The sequence below is a fragment of the Streptomyces sp. Q6 genome (assembly GCF_036967205.1).
In the GTDB taxonomy this organism is placed as follows: Bacteria; Actinomycetota; Actinomycetes; order Streptomycetales; family Streptomycetaceae; genus Streptomyces; species Streptomyces citrinus.
The window spans coordinates 291,242-309,463 of the sequence record NZ_CP146022.1; the positions used below are offsets into that span (position 1 = coordinate 291,242).

General features: G+C 72.8%; 17 protein-coding genes. 12 read left to right on the top strand and 5 right to left on the bottom strand.

From position 1 onward, the window contains the following. Nucleotides 1–2 precede the first annotated feature (2 nt). From V2W30_RS01500 to V2W30_RS01530, 7 genes are all read left to right on the top strand, one after another. Entirely contained in the window at nt 3–977 is a 975-nt protein-coding gene (locus tag V2W30_RS01500; protein WP_338692942.1) for an amino acid ABC transporter permease, read from the top strand. A 50-nt stretch (nt 978–1,027) separates the two neighbouring features. Beyond that, nucleotides 1,028–1,780 (top strand): amino acid ABC transporter ATP-binding protein, encoded by a 753-nt coding sequence (locus V2W30_RS01505; protein WP_338703437.1) that lies wholly within the window; start codon nt 1,028–1,030, stop codon nt 1,778–1,780. Beyond that, nucleotides 1,777–3,006, top strand: a complete 1,230-nt coding sequence (locus V2W30_RS01510) for a M20/M25/M40 family metallo-hydrolase (RefSeq protein WP_338692944.1) — start codon at nt 1,777–1,779, stop codon at nt 3,004–3,006. The genes V2W30_RS01505 and V2W30_RS01510 overlap by 4 nt, the downstream gene beginning before the upstream one ends. A gap of 117 nt (nt 3,007–3,123) precedes the next feature. Next, nucleotides 3,124–4,485 carry a cyanophycinase gene (locus tag V2W30_RS01515; protein ID WP_338692946.1) on the top strand — a complete coding sequence of 454 codons (1,362 nt, stop codon included), beginning with the start codon at nt 3,124–3,126 and terminating at the stop codon, nt 4,483–4,485. Between the two features lie 101 nt (nt 4,486–4,586). Continuing rightward, nucleotides 4,587–5,453 carry a MurR/RpiR family transcriptional regulator gene (locus V2W30_RS01520; protein ID WP_338692948.1) on the top strand — a complete coding sequence of 289 codons (867 nt, stop codon included), beginning with the start codon at nt 4,587–4,589 and terminating at the stop codon, nt 5,451–5,453. A gap of 177 nt (nt 5,454–5,630) precedes the next feature. Further along, nucleotides 5,631–6,314: a phosphatidylserine decarboxylase gene (locus V2W30_RS01525; RefSeq protein ID WP_338692950.1), complete on the top strand. Its 684-nt coding sequence runs from the start codon at nt 5,631–5,633 to the stop codon at nt 6,312–6,314. Nucleotides 6,315–6,579: 265 nt separating this feature from the next. Then, nucleotides 6,580–8,127, top strand: coding sequence for a hypothetical protein (locus V2W30_RS01530; RefSeq protein WP_338692952.1), 1,548 nt, complete (start codon nt 6,580–6,582; stop codon nt 8,125–8,127). On the opposite strand, the gene V2W30_RS01535 is transcribed toward V2W30_RS01530, so the two are convergent. Next, a complete protein-coding gene (locus V2W30_RS01535; protein WP_338692954.1) occupies nt 8,025–9,149 on the bottom strand; it encodes an aldo/keto reductase in 1,125 nt (374 codons plus the stop codon). The genes V2W30_RS01530 and V2W30_RS01535 overlap by 103 nt on opposite strands. 428 nt (nt 9,150–9,577) lie before the next feature. On the opposite strand from V2W30_RS01535, the gene V2W30_RS01540 reads away from it, so the two are divergent. The 5 genes from V2W30_RS01540 to V2W30_RS01560 are packed head-to-tail and all read left to right on the top strand — an operon-like array spanning nt 9,578 to nt 13,322. Then, complete coding sequence (locus V2W30_RS01540) at nt 9,578–11,302, top strand: ATP-binding protein (protein ID WP_338692956.1); 1,725 nt, start codon at nt 9,578–9,580, stop codon at nt 11,300–11,302. Between the two features lie 33 nt (nt 11,303–11,335). Then, entirely contained in the window at nt 11,336–11,749 is a 414-nt protein-coding gene (locus V2W30_RS01545; protein WP_338692957.1) for a roadblock/LC7 domain-containing protein, read from the top strand. A gap of 5 nt (nt 11,750–11,754) precedes the next feature. After that, the gene (locus V2W30_RS01550; RefSeq protein ID WP_338692959.1) at nt 11,755–12,150 is read left to right on the top strand and encodes a DUF742 domain-containing protein; all 396 of its coding nucleotides are present in this window, start codon (nt 11,755–11,757) and stop codon (nt 12,148–12,150) included. Further along, nucleotides 12,140–12,763 (top strand): GTP-binding protein, encoded by a 624-nt coding sequence (locus tag V2W30_RS01555; protein ID WP_338692961.1) that lies wholly within the window; start codon nt 12,140–12,142, stop codon nt 12,761–12,763. Before V2W30_RS01550 ends, V2W30_RS01555 begins: the two co-directional genes overlap by 11 nt. Further along, complete coding sequence (locus V2W30_RS01560) at nt 12,753–13,322, top strand: GAF domain-containing protein (RefSeq protein ID WP_338692963.1); 570 nt, start codon at nt 12,753–12,755, stop codon at nt 13,320–13,322. Before V2W30_RS01555 ends, V2W30_RS01560 begins: the two co-directional genes overlap by 11 nt. Here the strand turns inward: V2W30_RS01560 and V2W30_RS01565 are convergent. The 4 genes from V2W30_RS01565 to V2W30_RS01580 all read right to left on the bottom strand — a co-directional run bounded on the left by V2W30_RS01565 (nt 13,279) and on the right by V2W30_RS01580 (nt 18,074). Next, complete coding sequence (locus V2W30_RS01565) at nt 13,279–14,559, bottom strand: acyl-CoA dehydrogenase family protein (RefSeq protein WP_338692965.1); 1,281 nt, start codon at nt 14,557–14,559, stop codon at nt 13,279–13,281. The two genes, V2W30_RS01560 and V2W30_RS01565, sit on opposite strands and share 44 nt — an antisense overlap. Nucleotides 14,560–14,905: 346 nt before the next feature. Then, nucleotides 14,906–15,334: an STAS domain-containing protein gene (locus tag V2W30_RS01570; protein ID WP_338692967.1), complete on the bottom strand. Its 429-nt coding sequence runs from the start codon at nt 15,332–15,334 to the stop codon at nt 14,906–14,908. Further along, on the bottom strand, nt 15,331–16,437 hold the full coding sequence (locus V2W30_RS01575) for a cobalamin B12-binding domain-containing protein (RefSeq protein ID WP_338692969.1): 1,107 nt from the start codon (nt 16,435–16,437) through the stop codon (nt 15,331–15,333). The genes V2W30_RS01570 and V2W30_RS01575 overlap by 4 nt, the downstream gene beginning before the upstream one ends. Further along, on the bottom strand, nt 16,434–18,074 hold the full coding sequence (locus V2W30_RS01580; RefSeq protein WP_338692971.1) for a PP2C family protein-serine/threonine phosphatase: 1,641 nt from the start codon (nt 18,072–18,074) through the stop codon (nt 16,434–16,436). The genes V2W30_RS01575 and V2W30_RS01580 overlap by 4 nt, the downstream gene beginning before the upstream one ends. Nucleotides 18,075–18,222: the final 148 nt, after the last annotated feature.

The window sequence follows — 18,222 nt, forward strand, 5'->3', positions numbered from 1 at the left end:
GCATGACCACCGCCTCCGTTCCCGCCGGAACCACCCGTTCCGACACTCCTCCGCCCGACGAGCTGCGGATCGTCCCCGTGCGACGCTGGGGCCGCTGGGTCGCCGCCGTCGCCGCGCTCGCGGCGGTCGCCGGACTCATCGGCTCGCTGGCCGGCAACGCCAACCTGCACTGGGACGTCATCGGCCGGTACCTGTTCGCCGGCCTCATCTTCGACGGACTGTTCACCACGCTGTGGCTGACCGCGGCGGCCATGGCGCTCGGCCTCGTGCTCGGCACCCTGCTGGCCGTGATGAGGCTGTCGACGAACCCCGTCCTGTACGGGCTGTCGTCCCTGTTCGTCTGGGTGTTCCGGGGCACGCCCCTGCTCGTACAGATCATCTTCTGGGGCTACGCGGCAGCCCTGTACAAGAAGGTGCTCATCGGTATCCCGTTCACCGAGGTCACCTTCTTCAGCGCGGACACCAACTCCCTGCTCACCCCGGCCGTCGCCGCGCTGCTGGCCCTCGGCCTCAACGAGGCGGCGTACACGAGCGAGATCGTGCGCGCCGGCATCCAGTCCGTCGACCCGGGCCAGACGGAGGCCGCCCATTCCCTGGGCATGCGGCCCGTGCTGACGATGCGCCGGATCGTGCTGCCGCAGGCCATGCGCGTCATCATTCCGCCGATGGGCAACGAGACCATCAACATGCTCAAGATGACCGCGCTCGTCTCGGTCATCGCCGCGCACGACCTGATGTCCAACATCCAGGACGTGTACGCCCAGAACTACCAGGTCATCCCGATGCTCGTCGTGGCCAGCATCTGGTACCTCGCGCTGGTCAGTCTGCTGAGCCTGCCGCAGGCCTGGCTGGAACGACGCTTCGGGCGCGGGCACTCCACCGGCCGCGTCTCGCCGTTCGCCCGTCTCCTCAGCGGCCGCGCACCCCGTCCCACCGGCGCCGAGGACCCGGCCCCCCTCACGAAGGACCCCGCATGACGACCGCCCCCCACTCCCCGCCGGTGCCCGCGCCGCCCCGCAGTGACGTGATGGTGCGCGCGGAGGGCGTACGCAAGAGCTTCGGCCGCCTCGACGTGCTCAAAGGGATCGATCTGACGGTCCGTACCGGTCAGGTCTGTTGTCTGCTGGGCCCGTCCGGTTCGGGCAAGTCGACGTTCCTGCGCTGCATCAACCACCTGGAGAAGATCGACGGCGGCAGGCTCACCGTCGACGGTGTCCCCGTCGGCTACCGCGAGCACGGCGGCCGCCTGTACGAGCTGCGGGAGCGGGAGGTCGCCGAGCACCGCCGCTCCATCGGCATGGTCTTCCAGCGCTTCAACCTCTTCCCGCACCTCACCGCGCTGGAGAACGTCATCGAGGCGCCGCTGCGCGTGGCCCGGCGCCGCCGGGCGGAGGTGAGCGAGGAGGCGAGGGAACTGCTCGACCGGGTGGGGCTCGCCGACCGGGCCGGGCACCATCCCGCGCAGTTGTCCGGCGGGCAGCAGCAGCGCGTCGCGATCGCGCGGGCGCTCGCCATGAAGCCGCGTCTGATGCTGTTCGACGAGCCGACGTCCGCGCTCGACCCGGAGCTGGTCGGGGACGTGCTCGACGTGATGCGCTCGCTCGCCGACGACGGCATGACGATGGTCGTGGTCACCCACGAGATCGGCTTCGCCCGCGAGGTCGCGGACACCGCCGTCTTCATGGACGAGGGAGTCGTGGTCGAGGCGGGTGCCCCGCAGGACGTCCTCACCGACCCGCGGCAGGACCGCACGCGCGCGTTCCTGTCGAAGGTCCTGTGAGCGCCCCCGTCACGGGCCGCGCCACGACGGACCGTCTTCTCGCTCTCACCCGAGCCGCACTCCCCCGCTATCTCGCGGAGCTGGAACGGCTCGTGTCCATCGACTCCGGTTCCTACAGCGCGGCCGGCGTCAACCGCGTGGCGGACGAGGTGGCGGCACGGCTGCACGGTCTCGGCTTCACCGTGGAACGCCGGTCGGGTCTGCGGCTGCCCACCGGGCAGCCGGCGGGTGACGTCGTCCTGGCGCGCCGTCGCGGCGCCCTGGCGCGGGCCGACGGCGGGCGGTGCGTCCTGCTGGCCGCCCACATGGACACGGTGTTCGACGACGGCACGGCCCTGGCCCGCCCGTTCACCACCGCCGACGGCCTGGCCCACGGTCCCGGTGTCAGCGACGACAAGGGCGGTCTCCTCGCCGGTCTGCACGCCGTCGCCGCGCTCGACGAACTCGGCTTCGACCGGTACGCCGAACTGGTCTTCCTCGCCACCCCCGACGAGGAGATCGGCTCCCCGGTCAGCCGGGCCGTGACCGAGGCGGCGGCCCGCGAGGCGGACCACGCCCTCGCCCTGGAGTGCGCACGGGAGAACGGAGATCTGGTGGTGGCCCGCAAGGGCGTCGCCGACCTGCGGATCTCGGTGACCGGCAAGGCGGCCCACGCCGGCATCGAACCCGAGCGCGGCGCCCATGCCGCCCTGGCCGCCGCCCACCTCGTCGTGGCGCTCCAGGAACTGAACGGGACGCTGCCCGGGGCGAGCGTCAACGTCGGTGTGGTGCACGCCGGTTCACGCCCGAACATCGTGCCCGCAGACGCCGAGCTGCACGTCGAGATCCGTGCGACGACCGCCCGTCATCTCCGGTCGTGCTGCGCGGCGGTCGAAGCCGCGGCCCGCCGCACGACGGTTCCCGGTACGCACGCGCGGGTCGAGGTCACCGATCTGTGCCCCCCGATGGAGGAGACGCCCGCGAACCGCCGGCTGGCGGAGACGGCCCTGCGCATCGGTGCCGCGCTCGGCGTCCGCGGCGGCGCGGCGGCCACCGGCGGCGTCGGCGACGCCAACCTCATCGCCGGAACCGGCACCCCGGTGCTCGACGGGCTCGGCCCGATCGGCGGCGGTGACCACGGCCCCGACGAATGGCTGGACCTCTCCTCGGTCCCGGGGCGCATCGCCCTGCTGGCCGCGCTCATCGCCGAACTCGGGGATGCCCGCGGCGACCACCTCGCGTTCTGACACACCGTCACCTGCGGTGCGGGGCGCGACCCGAGGGCCGCCGCACACGACGACCCGGCACACCTCGGGTCGCGCCCCGACCTCATACCTGACTCCCGACCCGAAAGGCCGAACCCGATGACGCGTACGTCTCCGACGCACCGAGGCGCGATCGGCGCGCATGCCTCTCCGACGCATCGACGCACGTTCCGCACGTCTGCGTTCCCGACGCATCGCCGCGCGCTCGGCGCGGCCTGTCTCGCGGCCGCTCTCGCCGTCCTCGCGGCGTCCCCGGCCCCGGCCGACACCCCGTCCGCACACCGCGACCGCGGCTCGCTCGTCCTGGTCGGCGGCGGGCTCAAGGACGACAACGCCCAGGTGTACGGGGAGATCGTGCGCCGGGCCGGTGGTCCGGGCCGGGCCCGCATCGGCATCCTCACCGCCGCGTCGATCCCGGCCGCCCAGGACCCGGACGCCGACGACCCCGAGCGTTGCAGCAACTCCGAGTGCAACGGCGCCTATTACGCCGACCTGTTCCGCCGGTACGGCGCCGACGACGCCGAGTGGATCCCCGTCGACCTGGACCATCTCGCCAACGCCGACTCCGACGAGGTCGTCGCGCGGATCAACTCCATGTCCGGCTTCTTCTTCGGCGGCGGGGACCAGTACCGGTACGTGACCAGCCTTCTGCACGGCGAACGGCACACCGACTCCAAGGTGCTCGCCGCGATCCGCGCCAAGCTGGCCGCCGGTGCCGTGGTCGCCGGTTCCAGCGCGGGCGCGCAGATCGCGTCCGGCCCCGACATGCTGACCGGCGGCGACTCCTACCCCGCGCTGCGCGACGGCAGCAGGCCCGGCTACTTCGAGGATCCGTCCGTCCTCGGCTATCTGCCAGGGGGCGGCTTCGGCTTTCTGCGCTCCGGTCTGCTCGACACCCACACGGGCACCAACGGACGCGAGGGACGCTCGCTGCGGCTGGCGGCCGACACGGGCCACCACACCGTGTACGCGCTGGACGAGAACACCGCGCTGATCGTCGACGCCCCCGGCAGCCGCCGGGAACACCTCACGGTCCTCGGCACCCAGGGCGTCGGCCTGCTGCGCCTGTCCGGCGCGCACGCGGGGGTGGGCCCGGCCGGCTGGCACCTGCACGGCGCCCGCTACGACTACCTGACCACCGGCGACACCTACACCCCGCGCACGGGAGAGGTGACGACACCGGGCAAGGAACCACTGGCTCCCTCGCCGACGGTGCCGGTGCCCGCCAACACCGACGTCTTCTACTCCCCCCACAACTCTCGGGGGACGCCCTACAGCCTGCGCGGCACCGCGCGCGCCCTGGCGGCGTCGACCCAGCGCACGGCGACCGCGACGACGTACGAGAGCGGTCCGCGCTTCACCGTGACGCTCTCCGAGCCGCGCCGCTTCCGCGCCCTGTCCGCCGACGGGACGACGGCGGAGACCCTCCTGGGCCTGCGCCTCGACATCGACGCCGGCTGACGGTACCGACCGCCGGCACCGACTGACGGCGCCGGCCGCCGGCGCTAAGGTCGGCATGCCGTCGTCCCGCTCCACCTCTCTCCTCGTAAAGGACCAGCTCCATGGCCCAGGGCACCCTCGCCGACCGCATCCGCCAGCAGTTGGGTGATCTCAGCCCGGCGGAGCGCCGGGTCGGCAGGGTGCTCCTGGCCGACTATCCCGCCGCCGGTTTCGAGACGGTCGCCGCGCTGGCCGAGCGCGCCAACGTGAGCGCGCCCACGGTCCTGCGGTTCGTGGGCCGCTTCGGCTACCGCGGCTTCCCGGACTTCCAGGCCGGGCTGCGCGCCGAACTGGAGGCGCGCAGCGCCTCTCCGCTGTCCCTGTACGAGTCGACGGACCGGGCGGGCGGCCGGGCGACCGCCGACGAGAGCCTCCTCAGCCAGGGGCGTCGGGTCTTCACCACGGCACTCACCCAGACCTTCGACGAGCTTCCCCCGCACGACCTCGACCGGGCCGTCGAACTCCTCGGCGACCCGAAGCGCAGGGTCACCCTCACCGGCGGCCGGTTCACCCACCATCTCGCCCAGTATCTGGCGCTCCATCTCATGCAGTTGAGGGACGGAGTCACCGTCCTGCCCGAGCGTCCGGTGGAGCGGACCGCCGCGCTGACCGGCTGGGGGCGGCGCGACGTCCTCGTCGTCTTCGACTACCGCCGCTACGAGCCCGACAAGAAGGGGCTCGCGGAGCTCCTCCACGAACGCGGCGGCCGTACCGTGCTGTTCACGGACACGTGGCTCTCCCCCGCCTCCGCCCACGCCGAGGTCGTCTTCGCCACCCAGGTGGCGGCCCCCTCGCCCTACGACAGTCTCGTCCCGACGATGGCCGTCATCGAGACCGTCGTCGCAGGTCTCGTGGAAGCGCTCGGCGAGGCCGCGCACGCGCGCCTGCGCGAGGGCGAACGCCTGGCGCGGGCCACCGGTCTGGTGTGAGGGACCGTCACGTCAGCCGTACCGCGGCTGGTGTACGCCCTCATCAGCTTCTCGGATGACCCGGAGCCTGTGGATCATCCGTCACGCTCGCCGCCTTCTCCCTCTGTGGTGGCACCGCCGGGCCGGTCGTGCCTGACAGCATGGAAGGCGTTCATAGAACTGTTGTCTGGAGTGCCCATGCCCTTGTCGCCCCCGTCCTCTTCCGCCCGTCTCGCCCGTGGATCCTCGCCCTGGCTCGCGCCGACCGTCGCCGCGGCGGCCGTCAGCCTGGCCGGCTCCCGCCGTTCGAAGGCGGCCAGGGTCGCGGCCGTGCCGGTCACCGCTCTCGCGGCCGGCATGCTGTGGTTCTTCCGCGACCCCGAGCGCGAGATCGTTCGGGGCGGTGTCATCTCCCCCGCCGACGGCGTCGTCCAGAGCGTCATGCCCTGGAAGGACGGTCGCACCCGCGTCGCCATCTTCATGAGCGCGCTGAACGTCCATGTCAATCGTGAGCCGCTGGACGGCACGGTGACCTCGGTCGAGCATGTCCCGGGCGGCTTCGTCCCCGCGTTCAACAAGGAGAGCGAGGACAACGAGCGCGTGGTGTGGCACTTCGACACCGAGCTCGGCGACATCGAGATGATCCAGATCGCGGGTACGGTCGCCCGCCGCATCGTGCCCTACCTCTCCCAGGGCGCGAAGGTCGAGCAGGGTGAGCGCATCGGTCTGATCCGGTTCGGCTCGCGCGTCGACCTCTACCTCCCCGAGGGTGTCGAGGCCGACGTCGAGGTGGGACAGAAGACCGTCGCGGGCGTGACACGCCTCGACCGCTCGCAGGGCGCGACCGGCTCCACCAGGCCCTCGTCGACCGAGACCCCTTGAGCGGAGTTCCCCTGTTTCCGTCAGGTGAACTTTCGACTACTGGCATCCTCGGCCCGACCGCGTGACGTCGCGGTTCCGTCCGGCGAGGGCGCGGAGGTTTCCTGGACGGCTGTCCTGACATCGCACACCCTTAGGCATAATCCCTTCCGAGTGATCTTCGTCGGTCTCCAGCGAGCCGTCCTGTCTCCCGCCGATCGCGGGGTGCGGGCCCTGGGCCAAGGCCGACGGCGACGCGCGCGAACACGCCTGACAAGGGGAGGGATCTGTGGCCGAACGAACTCTGCTCCGGGCGTTACTGGAGGATCAGGGGCACGAGTCGTTCGCGGCGTTCGACGTGGCGTACGGGATGGCCGCGGAGCGGGCCGCTCAGGAACTGGGGCGCCCGAGCCTCGCCACGGTGACGTCCTCGAAGGCGTCGTTGAAGCGCTGGCTCGCCGGTGAGGTGGTGCCGCGCGGGGACAACGCGGTGGTCCTGGAGTACTGGCTGGGCGAGCCCGTCGCCACCCTGATGCAGCCCGCTCCGCACCGGGTGGTGCTCCCCCGTTTCTCGGCGGACGCGGGACGCGAGAGCGCCCGTGCGGTGAACGAGGCGTTCACCGGTGCCACCCTGTGGCCCGCCGGTCCGATCGCGGGCCGCGGCGGCGTATGGCACTTCGGCGGACGGCACCTGTTCGACAGCGCCGCGGTGAGCGTGCAGTTCTACGACGCGGTGTGCCAGCGCGACGCGTTGCTCGTCGGCCGCGACGATCTGCCGCACCTGCGCGCCTTCATCCACCCCCGGCGGCGCGCGCTCGTACTCGCCGTGCCCGGTCCCCCCGAGGACGGCGTGTACGCCCTGGACGCGGCGGAGGCGCGGAGGCAGTTGGACGTGACCGTGGACCGGCTGCCGGTCCCGTCCGCGTACCGGCTGGACCCGTTGACGTTCGCCCTGTTGTGGGCCCTGTGCAATCTCGACGGAAGTCTCCAGGACGACGACCATCTGATAGCGAACGAGCAGGAGACCTTCGGCGCGTTCCCGCTGCTGCCGCGGTCCGCGCTCGGCCGCAGCGCCGCGCCCGCGCTGAGCCGGGTCGGCGCCGCGTGGCTCGGCATGCACCACTGCGGCCGCCACATCCTCGGGCAATTGCGTCCGGCGGCACGGGCGCCGCTGTTCTGGACGCCGGTGGGCGGGGCCGAACACGCGGCGGGCTGGCTGTTCTTCGCGTGCTGGCCCGAGTACTTCGCCGCGCTGAGCGAGCGCTTCCAGGCAGGGCCGACGGGACCTCAGCGGGTGGTGGGGCTCTCCGAGACGGCCGTGAAGGAGGCGGAGCCGCACGAGCGCATCCTCATGCTCCTCATGGTCGCCCTCACCGAGGCCCACTCCGTGCCGACCTGGGTGTGCGCCGATCCCGGCTATGCCGGTACGAGCGCGTTCGCCCTCCAGCCCGGGGAGCGGGTCGTCGTCGCCGACTGGCAGGGCGAGGACGACCTGTGGCACACCGACACCCTGGAGACGCGCGGCGACCTCCACGCCTACGCCGACGTTCTGCAACGGGCCCGCGACGCCGCCCTCAGTTCGGCCGGCTCCGCGCGGGAGCGGCTGACGGCGCTGGCGGACTATCTCGAACTGGACTGGGCCTGGCTCACCGGCCGGTGCCGTGATCTGGCGGCCTACGGTCTGTCCGGGCTGCTGCGTCCGCGCAGTCACCGTCTCTCGGTGGCGGCCGTTCATCAGGCACTGGAATTCGTCGGCTCCCTCGCTCCCGATCCGTCGGACGCCACGGACGCCGAGGAGCCCATGGTGCGGGACAGGCGGGAGCGCAGCCGGGCGTAGGTGTCGTCGACGAGCTCCTGGTCGTGTGCGCCGAACGGCACGTCGAGGCCGGTGTGGTGGAGCGCGATCTGGTCGGGGTGGCTGAAGCCGGGCAGTACGACGGCGTGCGGGGCGCGGTCGAGGCAGTGCCGCAGGGCGAGGCCGGGCAGCGCCTCGTCACCGAAGCGCTCGCGCAGCGGCCGCAATCCGTCGCGCACGATGCGCCGGACGCCGGGGTGGAACCAGGGGTGCCCGGCGCAAGCGGGGGAGGGCGGGGCGGAGGGCGGCGCCGCGAGCAGGCCGTGGGCCAGCGGCGAGGTGATCAGCACCCTCAGGCCCCGTTCGGCGGCGTAGTCGAAGACGTCGGCGCCGTCGATGCGGACCGGCCCGGTCAGGGCGTTGTACGTGACCACGAGGACATCGGGGGCCAGGGCCCGCACGGCCCGGCCGAAAGCGCGCCGGGTGTCGGCGGAGGCGGTCGCGCCCGGGACCCGCAGGCCCACGGAGCGGACGACACCGCTGTCGCGCCAGGCACTCAACGGGCGTACGGCGTCGGCCAGATGACGCCCGTCGGGGCCGAAGTCCGGGCGGTCGAGGACGTAGAGATCCAGATAGTCCGTGGCGAGGTTGTCCAGGGTCTGCTTGAACTGGTGGTGCAGGTGCGGAGCGGCGTACGGGTGCGGGGCCGTGCCGCGGAAGTGGCCGGCCGCGCACGCGATCCGGACGGTCTCCCGCGGCACCTCGCTCCACAGGCTGCTCAGGAGCCGCTCGGTGCGGCCGAGCCCGCAGATGTCGGCGACCGCGATGAGGTTCGTGCCGTGCTTGAGGGCGCTGCGCACGGCGTCCAGCCACCGCCCCGCGTCGTCGCCCCCATGCCCATGCGCCCCGCCCGCATGTCCATGGGCCCCGGCCGCTTGGACGCCTTCCGCCGAGGCTCCCTCCTCGCCTGCTGCGGCCGCGTGCGGCGCGAACGACGGCGGCCAGCAGGACAGTCCGACGGGGTGCACGCCACGGCCCTCGTAGAGGAGGCGTGCGGACAGCATGGAGGTCACCCGGGTCTCTCTTTCGGTCGGACTGGTGCGGCACCGTCCTTGCGGTGTCGGCCCGTCGGCCCGTTGATCAGGGGGCGGGCGGCAGGAGCGGGGGTCCTCCACAGTGACCCGCCGTCCGGCGTGCCGCATCCCGCGACGCGGCTCAGATCCGGCTCATCTCCCCCGCGCCGCGCGAAACATCCCAGGTCCCGCTCAACACGGGCCTGCCGGGGCTCAGTTGGAGCCAGTTCCGGCGCTCGGCGAATGAGCCCGAAACGGGCCCCGCTCAGGTTGGATCATCGACCCGGCACCCAGCAAGGTTGCTGCTGTTCCCGGTGCACGGCAGGCACATGTGGGAGCCGTGCGGCCGTACGGACCGCGCGCCTCACCGCCGATGCCGCCCCGCCTTCTCGTGTCCGACGTCTGCGAGGACCCCCACCATGCGTGATCACGACCCCGGCCCGCCCGCCGCTCCGCCGCCGGGCACCCACCGGCCCGAGCCGACCGGCCCCGGGGCGCGCGTCGGTCTGGTTCCGGCGGCCACGGCCACGGTGGTCGCGGCCTCCGGCTACGGTGTCGCCCTGGCCGGCTGGTCGCCCGCGGGCGTGCTCGGCGCGGGCATCTGCGCGGCCGTCGGCTGCACCGCGGCCCTGACCGGCGGCTGGGTCGGCGCCCGGCGCGCCGCGGCCGAGGCCCTCGCGCGGCAGAGCCGGGAGAAGGGCCAACAGGACGCCGTCATACGGCAGTTGGCCGCACGCCTGGAGGAGGGCATAGGCGAGATAGCCGCCCTGGCCGAGCGGGTCCGCCGCGACGAGCAGGTCACGCAGGCCGCTCCCCCGGCCGTCGTTCCGACCGGCCCCGAACCCCTTGAGCAGCTGGGCCGCGCCGTGCAGCAGACCCTGTACGCCGGGCACGCGGCCGTGATCGCCGCGGGCACCCGGCAGCAGGTCGACGCGTTCGTCAGCATCGCCCGCAAACTCCAGGCCCTGGTCACCCGCAGCCTGGAGCGCCTCGACGGCGTGGAGCGCGAGGTGGAGGACCCCGAACTCCTCGACGCGCTCTTCCAGATCGACCACCTCATCACCCGCGTGCACCGGGCGGTGGAGAACATCGCCATCCTCGGCGGCGCCGTCCCGCGTCACATCAACTCCCCCGTGCCGCTGGCCACGTTGCTGCGCCAGGCCGTCGCCGAGACCGAGCATTTCGCCCGCGTGCGCGTCATCCGCCCGCCCGCCGGCTACCTGGTGGTCGGTCATGCCGCGGCCGAGGCGATCCACCTCGTCGCCGAGCTCGCCGAGAACGCCACCCGCTTCTCCCCGCCGAGCACCCAGGTCTCCATCCGGCCGCAGGCCGTGGCGGCCGGGATCGTCGTCGAGATCGACGACCGCGGCCTCGGGCTCACCGGCGACCAGGCCGCGCAGCTCAACCGGCTGCTGGCCGAACCCGAACACGTCGACGTCAACCAGCAGTTGCGCGACGGACGGACGGGACTGCTGGTCGCCGCCCGCATCGCCCGTCGCCGTGGGCTGAGCGTGCGGTTGCAGTCGAACGTGTACGGCGGCACGCAGGCCGTCGTGCTCTTCCCGCACGCGATCCTCCACCGGGAGCAGACCGCGCCGGAACCGACACAAGCACAAGCACCGGCACCGGCACCGGCACCGGCCGTCGCGTCCCGGCCGGCGCCCGCGGTGGCCGCCGTGGCCCCGGCGGCGTCGGATCCGGTGCGCTCCTCCGCCGTGACGACCGGCTGGGGCCCGGCCCCGGCCGCCGCCCCGTCGCACGCGCAGGCCCCGGCCGCCGTGCGCGCACCGGTCCCGCGCCCCCGCCAGGAGCTCCCGCAGCGCACCGGCCGCCCCCAACCGGCGCCCGCCCACGCCGTCCAGCAGCCCGCTCCGGCCGCACCCTTCCCCACGCCCGCCGCGACGCCCCCGCCGCCGCCTCGGACGAGCGCCCCCGCTCGCCCAACGCGCCGCCCACGGCAGCTACTTGGCCCCCGAGCTGCGCGCCCCGGCCCCGGAGCAGCCGCAGTCCGCACCGACCGATGGCGAGGCGCCTGCCGCCGGTCCCGTCACCGATCTGTGGCAGCGCTACAGCCAGGGCTACCAGCAGGCCACCGAGCCCGCCCCGGTCACCGGCGGACACGCACTGCCGCCGGCCGCCCCTGACGCCCCCGCGTCCCCCACCTCCCAGGAGTCCTGATGTCCCACCCCGCCCCCGCCCAGACCCAGGACCTCGACTGGCTCCTCGCCGACTTCGCCGCCCGGGTGCCCGGCACCACCGGCGCGATCCTGGCCACCAGCGACGGCGTCCTGCGCCATCGGCACGCCCTGGACGGCGTCCCCGCCGAGCGGCTCAGCGCCATCGTCACCGGTCTGTGCTCGATGGGCGGCGGCCTCGCCGCGAGCGTCCAGGCCGGCGTGGGTGACGTCGAGCAGATCGTCGTGCAGTGCGCGGGCGGTCTCCTGTTCGTCGCCAAGGCCGGGGAGAACGGCGTACTCGGCGTGCTGACCACGAAGAACGCCGACCCCGGGATCATCGGCTACGAGATCGGTCTCCTGGTGCGCAGCGTCCACGGCCACCTCGGGACCCCGGCCCGGACGCCCGCCCTGTGACGTCCATGCACCCTCACGATCCTCGTCCCTCCGACGCGCAGCCCTGGGTCTCCCAGGAGGCCGCCACCTTGCGCATGTACGCGGTCACCGGCGGCCGCACCCGGGCCGCCCGCCCCCTGGACCTGGCCGTGCTGCTGCGCACCGCCGCCCGCGCCCGGCTGGCCGGGACACCGGCGGAGCCGGGACCTGAGGGCGCCGAAGTCCTGCGGCTGTGCCGTCCGCAGGCGCTGTCGGTGGCCGAACTCGCCGCCCGGCTGCGTCTTCCGGTGCCGGTCCTGCAAGTGATCCTTTCCGACCTCATCGACTCCCGTGCCCTGGTCCCCGTACCACCGGCGAAGGCCGGGCAGGCGAGCAACCCGCACACCCTGGAGGCCGTCCTTGAAGGACTCCGTGCCCTGTGACCCCGCCCCCGGGGCGGACCACGAGCCCGAGCCGCTGAAGATCCTCATCGCGGGCGGTTTCGGTGTCGGCAAGACGACCATGGTCGCGGCCGCCAGTGAGATCGAGCCGCTCACCACGGAGGCGGCGCTCACCGAAGCGAGCCGTCCCGTGGACGTGCTCACCGGCACCGAGGACAAGACGACGACCACGGTCGCCATGGACTTCGGCCGGATCACCCTGCCCGGCCGGCATCTGCAACTGCTGCTGTTCGGCACACCCGGCCAGGACCGGTTCTGGTTCATGTGGGACAACCTGGCGCTCGGCGCGATCGGCGCCGTCGTCCTCGCCGACACACGTCGCCTCGACGCCTGCTTCCCGGCCGTCGAGTACTGCGACGACCGCGGGCTGCCGTACATCGTCGCGGTCAACCGGTTCGACCGCACCCACCGCTACACCGACGACGAGATCCGGGGCGCGGCCCGGCTGCACCCGCACATCCCCGTCGTGCAGTTCGACGCCCGCGACACGGCGTCCGCCCGGCGCACCCTGATCACGCTGACCGAGCACGCCCTGCACCTGGCGCTGACCCGGACCACCGACTCCGAACGGACCGCTCACACTCATGCCCTTTGACTCCGCCTCCGGGTTCCACCTGCCCGCCCAGGACACCGAACTCGCGCGCCGCGAGCAGCGGTTGGCCGAGCTGGGTCTCGATCTGCACGGCACCGACGCGCAGTTCGACGAGGCGGCCCGCCGTCTCGCCCAGGCCGCGGGAACCCCGTACGCCATGGTGAACCTGATCACCGACCAGCAGTACTTCGTCGGTCTGCACACCCCCGACGCGCCGAACGACCCGCAGGCCGAGGCCGCCGCCCCCGTCGGGCGCACCATGTCGCGCGAGCACGGCTACTGCCCCGCCGTCCTGGAGCGGCGCAAGCCCCTCGTGCTGCACGACGTGTACTCCGCGCCCCGGTTCTCCTCGAACCCGGTGGTCGACGAGCTCGGCATCCGTGTCTACTACGGCGCCCCGCTCATCGACCACCACACGGGTACGGTGCTCGGCACCGTCTGCGCGGTCGGGCCCGACCCGCGGACCCTCGACACCTCCCGCGACGCCCTGGAGATGATCAAGCAGTTCCGCGATCAGGTCATGAACCAGATCTACCAGCGAGCGGGCGAGCCCCTCCCGTAGCCGCCCGGGACCTCGTGGCTCCCGACATGACCGTGACGGCCGCCGTCTGACGCAGTGCGGCGGCCAGCCGGACGGACCACTGCTCGCCGCGCGCCGAGCCCACGGCGATCTGCGCGAGCCGGTGCCACTGCACGTCCGAGGTGCCGGCCGGTGCGTAGATGTGGGCGGCGTCGCGGTACATCCGCTCCAGGCCGCGCTCGGCCGACAGACCGGTGGCCGCGTGCACCTCCATCGCGGTGCGCGCCGAGTCCATCGCCGACTCGACGTTGACGACCTTGGCGTTCATCAGTTCGGCGTCGCAGGGCAGGCCGAGGTCGAGCAGGTGCACGGCGTGGTAGGCGAGGGTGCGGGCGGTCATGAGGCGGGACTGCATCTGCCCCAACTTCTGCGCCACGACAGGCTGTTCGGCGAGCGGTTTGCCGTACCGGGTCTGGGCGGCGGCGTACGCACAGGTCTCCTCGACGACCGCCTGGTGGATGCCGAGCGACACCGCCGTCAGGTTGGCCCGTCCGTACAACACACTGGAGGAGTAAGCGACTTCGAGCCCCTGCCCCTCCTTGCCGAGCCGGTTCGCGACCGGTATCCGGCACTCGTCGAACCTCAGCTCCCCGAAGGAGAAGCCGTGCAGTCCCATCGCCGGGGTGTGCGGGGCGAGCGAGAAGCCGGGCCGGTCCGCCTCCACCAGGAACGCCGACAGACCTCGCGAACCCTCCCCCGTCCGGACGACCACACCGTGGACGTCGCCGACGTGGCTGTTGCCGACGAAGACCTTGCTGCCGTTGAGGACGTAGCTGTCGCCCTCGCGCCGGGCCGTCGACTCCATGCCGAGGACATGGCCGCCGGACTGGGGCTCGGTCACCGCGATCGTGGGCAGGCAGTCCCCGGCCGCGACGGCCGGAAGCCAGTGCCGCTTCTGCTCGTCGTCGCCGAAGTGCAGGATCTTCGCCACGCCGAGCTGGGACGCCTGTGCCATCGCGCCCATCGCTCCGCTGACCCGTGCCAGTTCCTCCACGATGATCGTCTTCGCCCGGTGGCCCAGACCCATCCCGCCGAACTCACGCCCGATGGTGACGCCGATCCAGCCGCGCCGGGCGATCTCCCTGGCGAGCTTCTCCTCGACCGCCCGCGAGGCCTCCATCCCCGCGACCTGAGGAGCCACCTCCGCCTCGGCGAACGCGCGCACCTCCCGGCGCAGCTCTTCGAGCCGGGCGTCGGTGAAATAGCCGTACCCCTCCATCAACAATCCTCCGCATGACGGCACCCCGGCCCGCGGCCGGCGGGGCGGGGTGCATCCGGATCCAGGCGGCACTGCCCGGAACAAGAGCACAGGCCACCCGGCCACCACCAGTTCACGCGGCACCCGGGACCTGACCACAGTGGATGATCATCAGCGCGGCCCGCACCCTCACATCGGGCTCATTCGAGGGTCACTCGCCCGCGGGGACCGCCCCGGACCGGTGGTCCGGACTCGAGAGGCGGAGGGCCGGCCGTCCCGGCGCGAGGACCCGTTCGGCGACCGCGAGAGCCGTCGCGTATCCGGGGAGCGGGCCGCGGGTGCGCTACCGCATTCGCGCGCGGAGGCCCTACCTGGGCTGCGAAGACCCGTCCGTCACGGCGTGGGCGTTGCCGTCATGAGAGGCCTCGGCGTCACCGGCGGAAGCCTCCTCGGGCACGCTCGACTCCGCGTCGCCGACCAGGTGCTCGAACGTCCCGGTGACGGTGAGCATGCGGTCCAGACGCAGCGGGCGCCCGACCAGGCGCAGGCCGCCCCCGGCCAGGTCCAGCCGACGGCGCAGTCCGAGGAGGACGGACAGCCCCATGGAGTCGATGCACTCCAGGCCGGCGCAGTCCAGGCGGAGCACACGCACCTCGTGATGCTCGTCCAGGGCTCGCCCGACGTAGTCGGTCAGGTGGGTGCTGGTGTCGTAGTCGAGGGCCCCGGCGATGCGGACGGTCAGCACACCGTCGCTCGCTCCGGCGGTGGTGATGTTCAGGGCGGCGTAGACACTCATGCGGGCTGTCCGGGTCGGGGAACGGTGAGGGCTTTGCGGGCCTCGGCGAGGATACCGGTGGCGCGCGGGAAGTCCTTCAGCTGCTGCCGCAGGGAGTCCAGCACGGGCAGCAGGCTCGCCACGGGGACACCGCGGCTGCTGAGAATGCCGGCGGCCCACACGAGGAACGTGGTGAACAGGTCGGCGTCGTCGACGTACAACGCGGTGGCGAGGTACGTGACGATGTGGTCGATGTCCTCGATCGTGCGCTCCAGCTGGAACTCGCTGTAGCTGCGCAGCGGTGGGAACGCGATCTCGACGTCCACGAGGGTCTGCTTGATCAGTTGCCGCTTCGTCTGCCGGACGACGGTGTACTCCTGGTCGCTGAGGTGCGGCAGGTCGAGGTCGGGCAGCCGGGCCGCCTCGACGGAGGGGCGTCGCAGCCCCTCGACGAGCAGCTCGTGCGCGGCGCGGGCGTCGGGTGCCCAGGTGGCCTGCATCCTGCGGGCGTAGCGGCCCTGCGGGCCGAAGGCGGCGCCACCGGCCATGACCGGGATCCCGGCGGCCTGGCAGGCGCTGATCGCGGTGTGCGCCGTGGGCAGATGCGCCGGGACGGAGGAGGAGAGCAGGACGGCGTCGGCGGCACGCTGGTGCAGGTGCGCGACGAGGTGCTCGGTGGGGACCTGCGCTCCGAGGTAGGCGACGCTCCAGCCGCGCAGCCGCAGGGTCTCGGCGAGCAGCCGAGCCGGCAGGGCGTGCCACTCCCCGTCCACGCAGGCCACCGTCAGCCGGCCGCGGGACGGGCCGGACCGGGCGCGGGCGGCGATGTCGGCGACGGCGGAGACGCAGCGCTCGTTGATCGCGGTCGCCGCGTGCTCCTGCGCCACGGAGATCGCGTTCGCCGCCCACTGGTCCCCGACGCGTGCCTGGACCGGAGCGATCAGTTCGAGCAGCACCCGCTCGGCCCGCTCCTGCACCTGCCCGGGTTCGCCCTCTTCCACGGCGAACCGCACCAGTGCCGTGGCGTGCGTGTCGTCGCAGTCGAGCGCCGCTCTCCACAACTGCTCGCGCAGGACGCCGAAGTTCAGCGTCTCGTCCTGGGTGCGCGTCCCGTCTGTCGTCATGCCGTGAACCTGCCCCGAGTATGTCCGTCCACCGCGGTGAGATGCGTGGAACGTGGTGCGCTGATGGCGAGCAGCGCCATGTCGTCGTGCGGGCCGTCCCCCACCCACTGGGACGCCACCATGTGCACGCGCTCCGTGACCGCCTCGGCGGGCAGTCCGGCGCACTCGGACAGGGCGGCACGCAACCGGGACTCGTCGAACATGCGGTCACCCAGCGGGCCGCCGTGCGCCTCGGTGATGCCGTCGGAGTACATCAGGCAGGTCTCACCGGGTTCCAGGAGGACCGTCGCCGTGGTCGCGTTCACCTCGGGCAGCGCGCCGATGAGCGTGCCGCGGGTCTTGGCCTCCTCGACGCGGCCGTCGGTACGGACGATGAGCGGCGGCGGGTGGCCGGCGCTGGTGACCCGCAGGCGCACCCGGCCCTGTTCGCGTACCGCGGAGGCGAGCACCATCGTCGCGAAGCGGGTGTGGTGCGAGGTCAGCAGCGCGCTGTTGAGCAGGGTCACGACGCGCGCGTGGTCGGAGGCGAACGGCAGCAGCGCCTGCACGGTGTTGCGGATCTTTCCCGTCAGGACCGCGGCCTCCAGGCCCTTTCCGCACACGTCGCCGAGGACGGCGAAGGTCTCGCCGTCCTCGCCGTCGGCGGGGTAGACGTCGTAGAAGTCGCCGCCCACCCGTTCATGGGCGGCCGAGGGCCGGTAGCGGCCGGAGAAGTCGATTCCCTGGATCCGCTTCAGTGTCGGCGGCAGCAGTTCCTTCATCAGGACGCCCGTGATGTGCGTCTGCTCGGCGAATATCCGGGCGGCCGACAGTGCCGCGCCCGCTCGGGCGGCGAACAGCCGGGCGAAGGCCTCTTCGGCTTCCGTGAACGCGGCTTCCCGGCTGCGCCGCATCATCACGATGGCGCCCGCGGGCAGGCCGTGGCCGGGAAGCGGGACCACCACGACGGAGCCGATCTCGGAGGCGTCGCGGGCGAAGTCCTCCGGAATGGCCCACGCCGGTGTCAGCGCCGGGTCGATCCAACGCGAGGGGACGGGAGGGAATCCGAGCAACGCCTCGGGCAGTCCGGGCAGTTCCTCGGTGTTCACGGCGATGCGGGCCTGCCGCACGGGACCGCCGGTGCAGGCCCAGGTCACCGGATGGGTCCGGCCGCTGCCGACGCCGACGATGACGGCGGCGTCGGCCAGATGCTCGGCCGCCATCGAAGCGGTCACCTCCATGCACCGGTCCACGTTGAGTGACGCGAGGAGTTCGCCGGACACCTCCTGGAGGACACGCGAGCGATCCCGCTCGCTCTGCAACTGGGCGCGGGTGGCCTGGAGATCACTGTCGTCGACCAGCCACCAGGACACCGTGCCGTCCAGGGCCCGGCTGGGGAAGGCGGCCACGGTGCGCTCACCGACGTGGCCGCGCGCCGCCATCGGTGGCGCCGCGGCGTTCTTGTCGCGGACCACGTCCGCGTGCGCGTCGGCCAGCCAGGCGGGCACGGTGTCGGCGAGCAGTGCACCGGTCCGCGCGCCGGCGAGGAGCGTCGACGCCTGTTCGTTGCAGGAAAGGACGCGCCCCTGCGGGTCCACCCGGACCATCGGGTAGGACGCGTCCGGCGCGACGGCCGTTGCCGCGTCTTGGGTACTCATCGGCTCCGTGGAGGAGACCATCACGCGGGACCCGCGATATGCGGGCCCCCACCACCCTTCGCTGGGAGACTCGGGACCACAACCCGCGCCGGGCTCAACGGATTTGTCCTGCTCCGAGGACGACGCGGATCAAAATAGTTTCCATAGG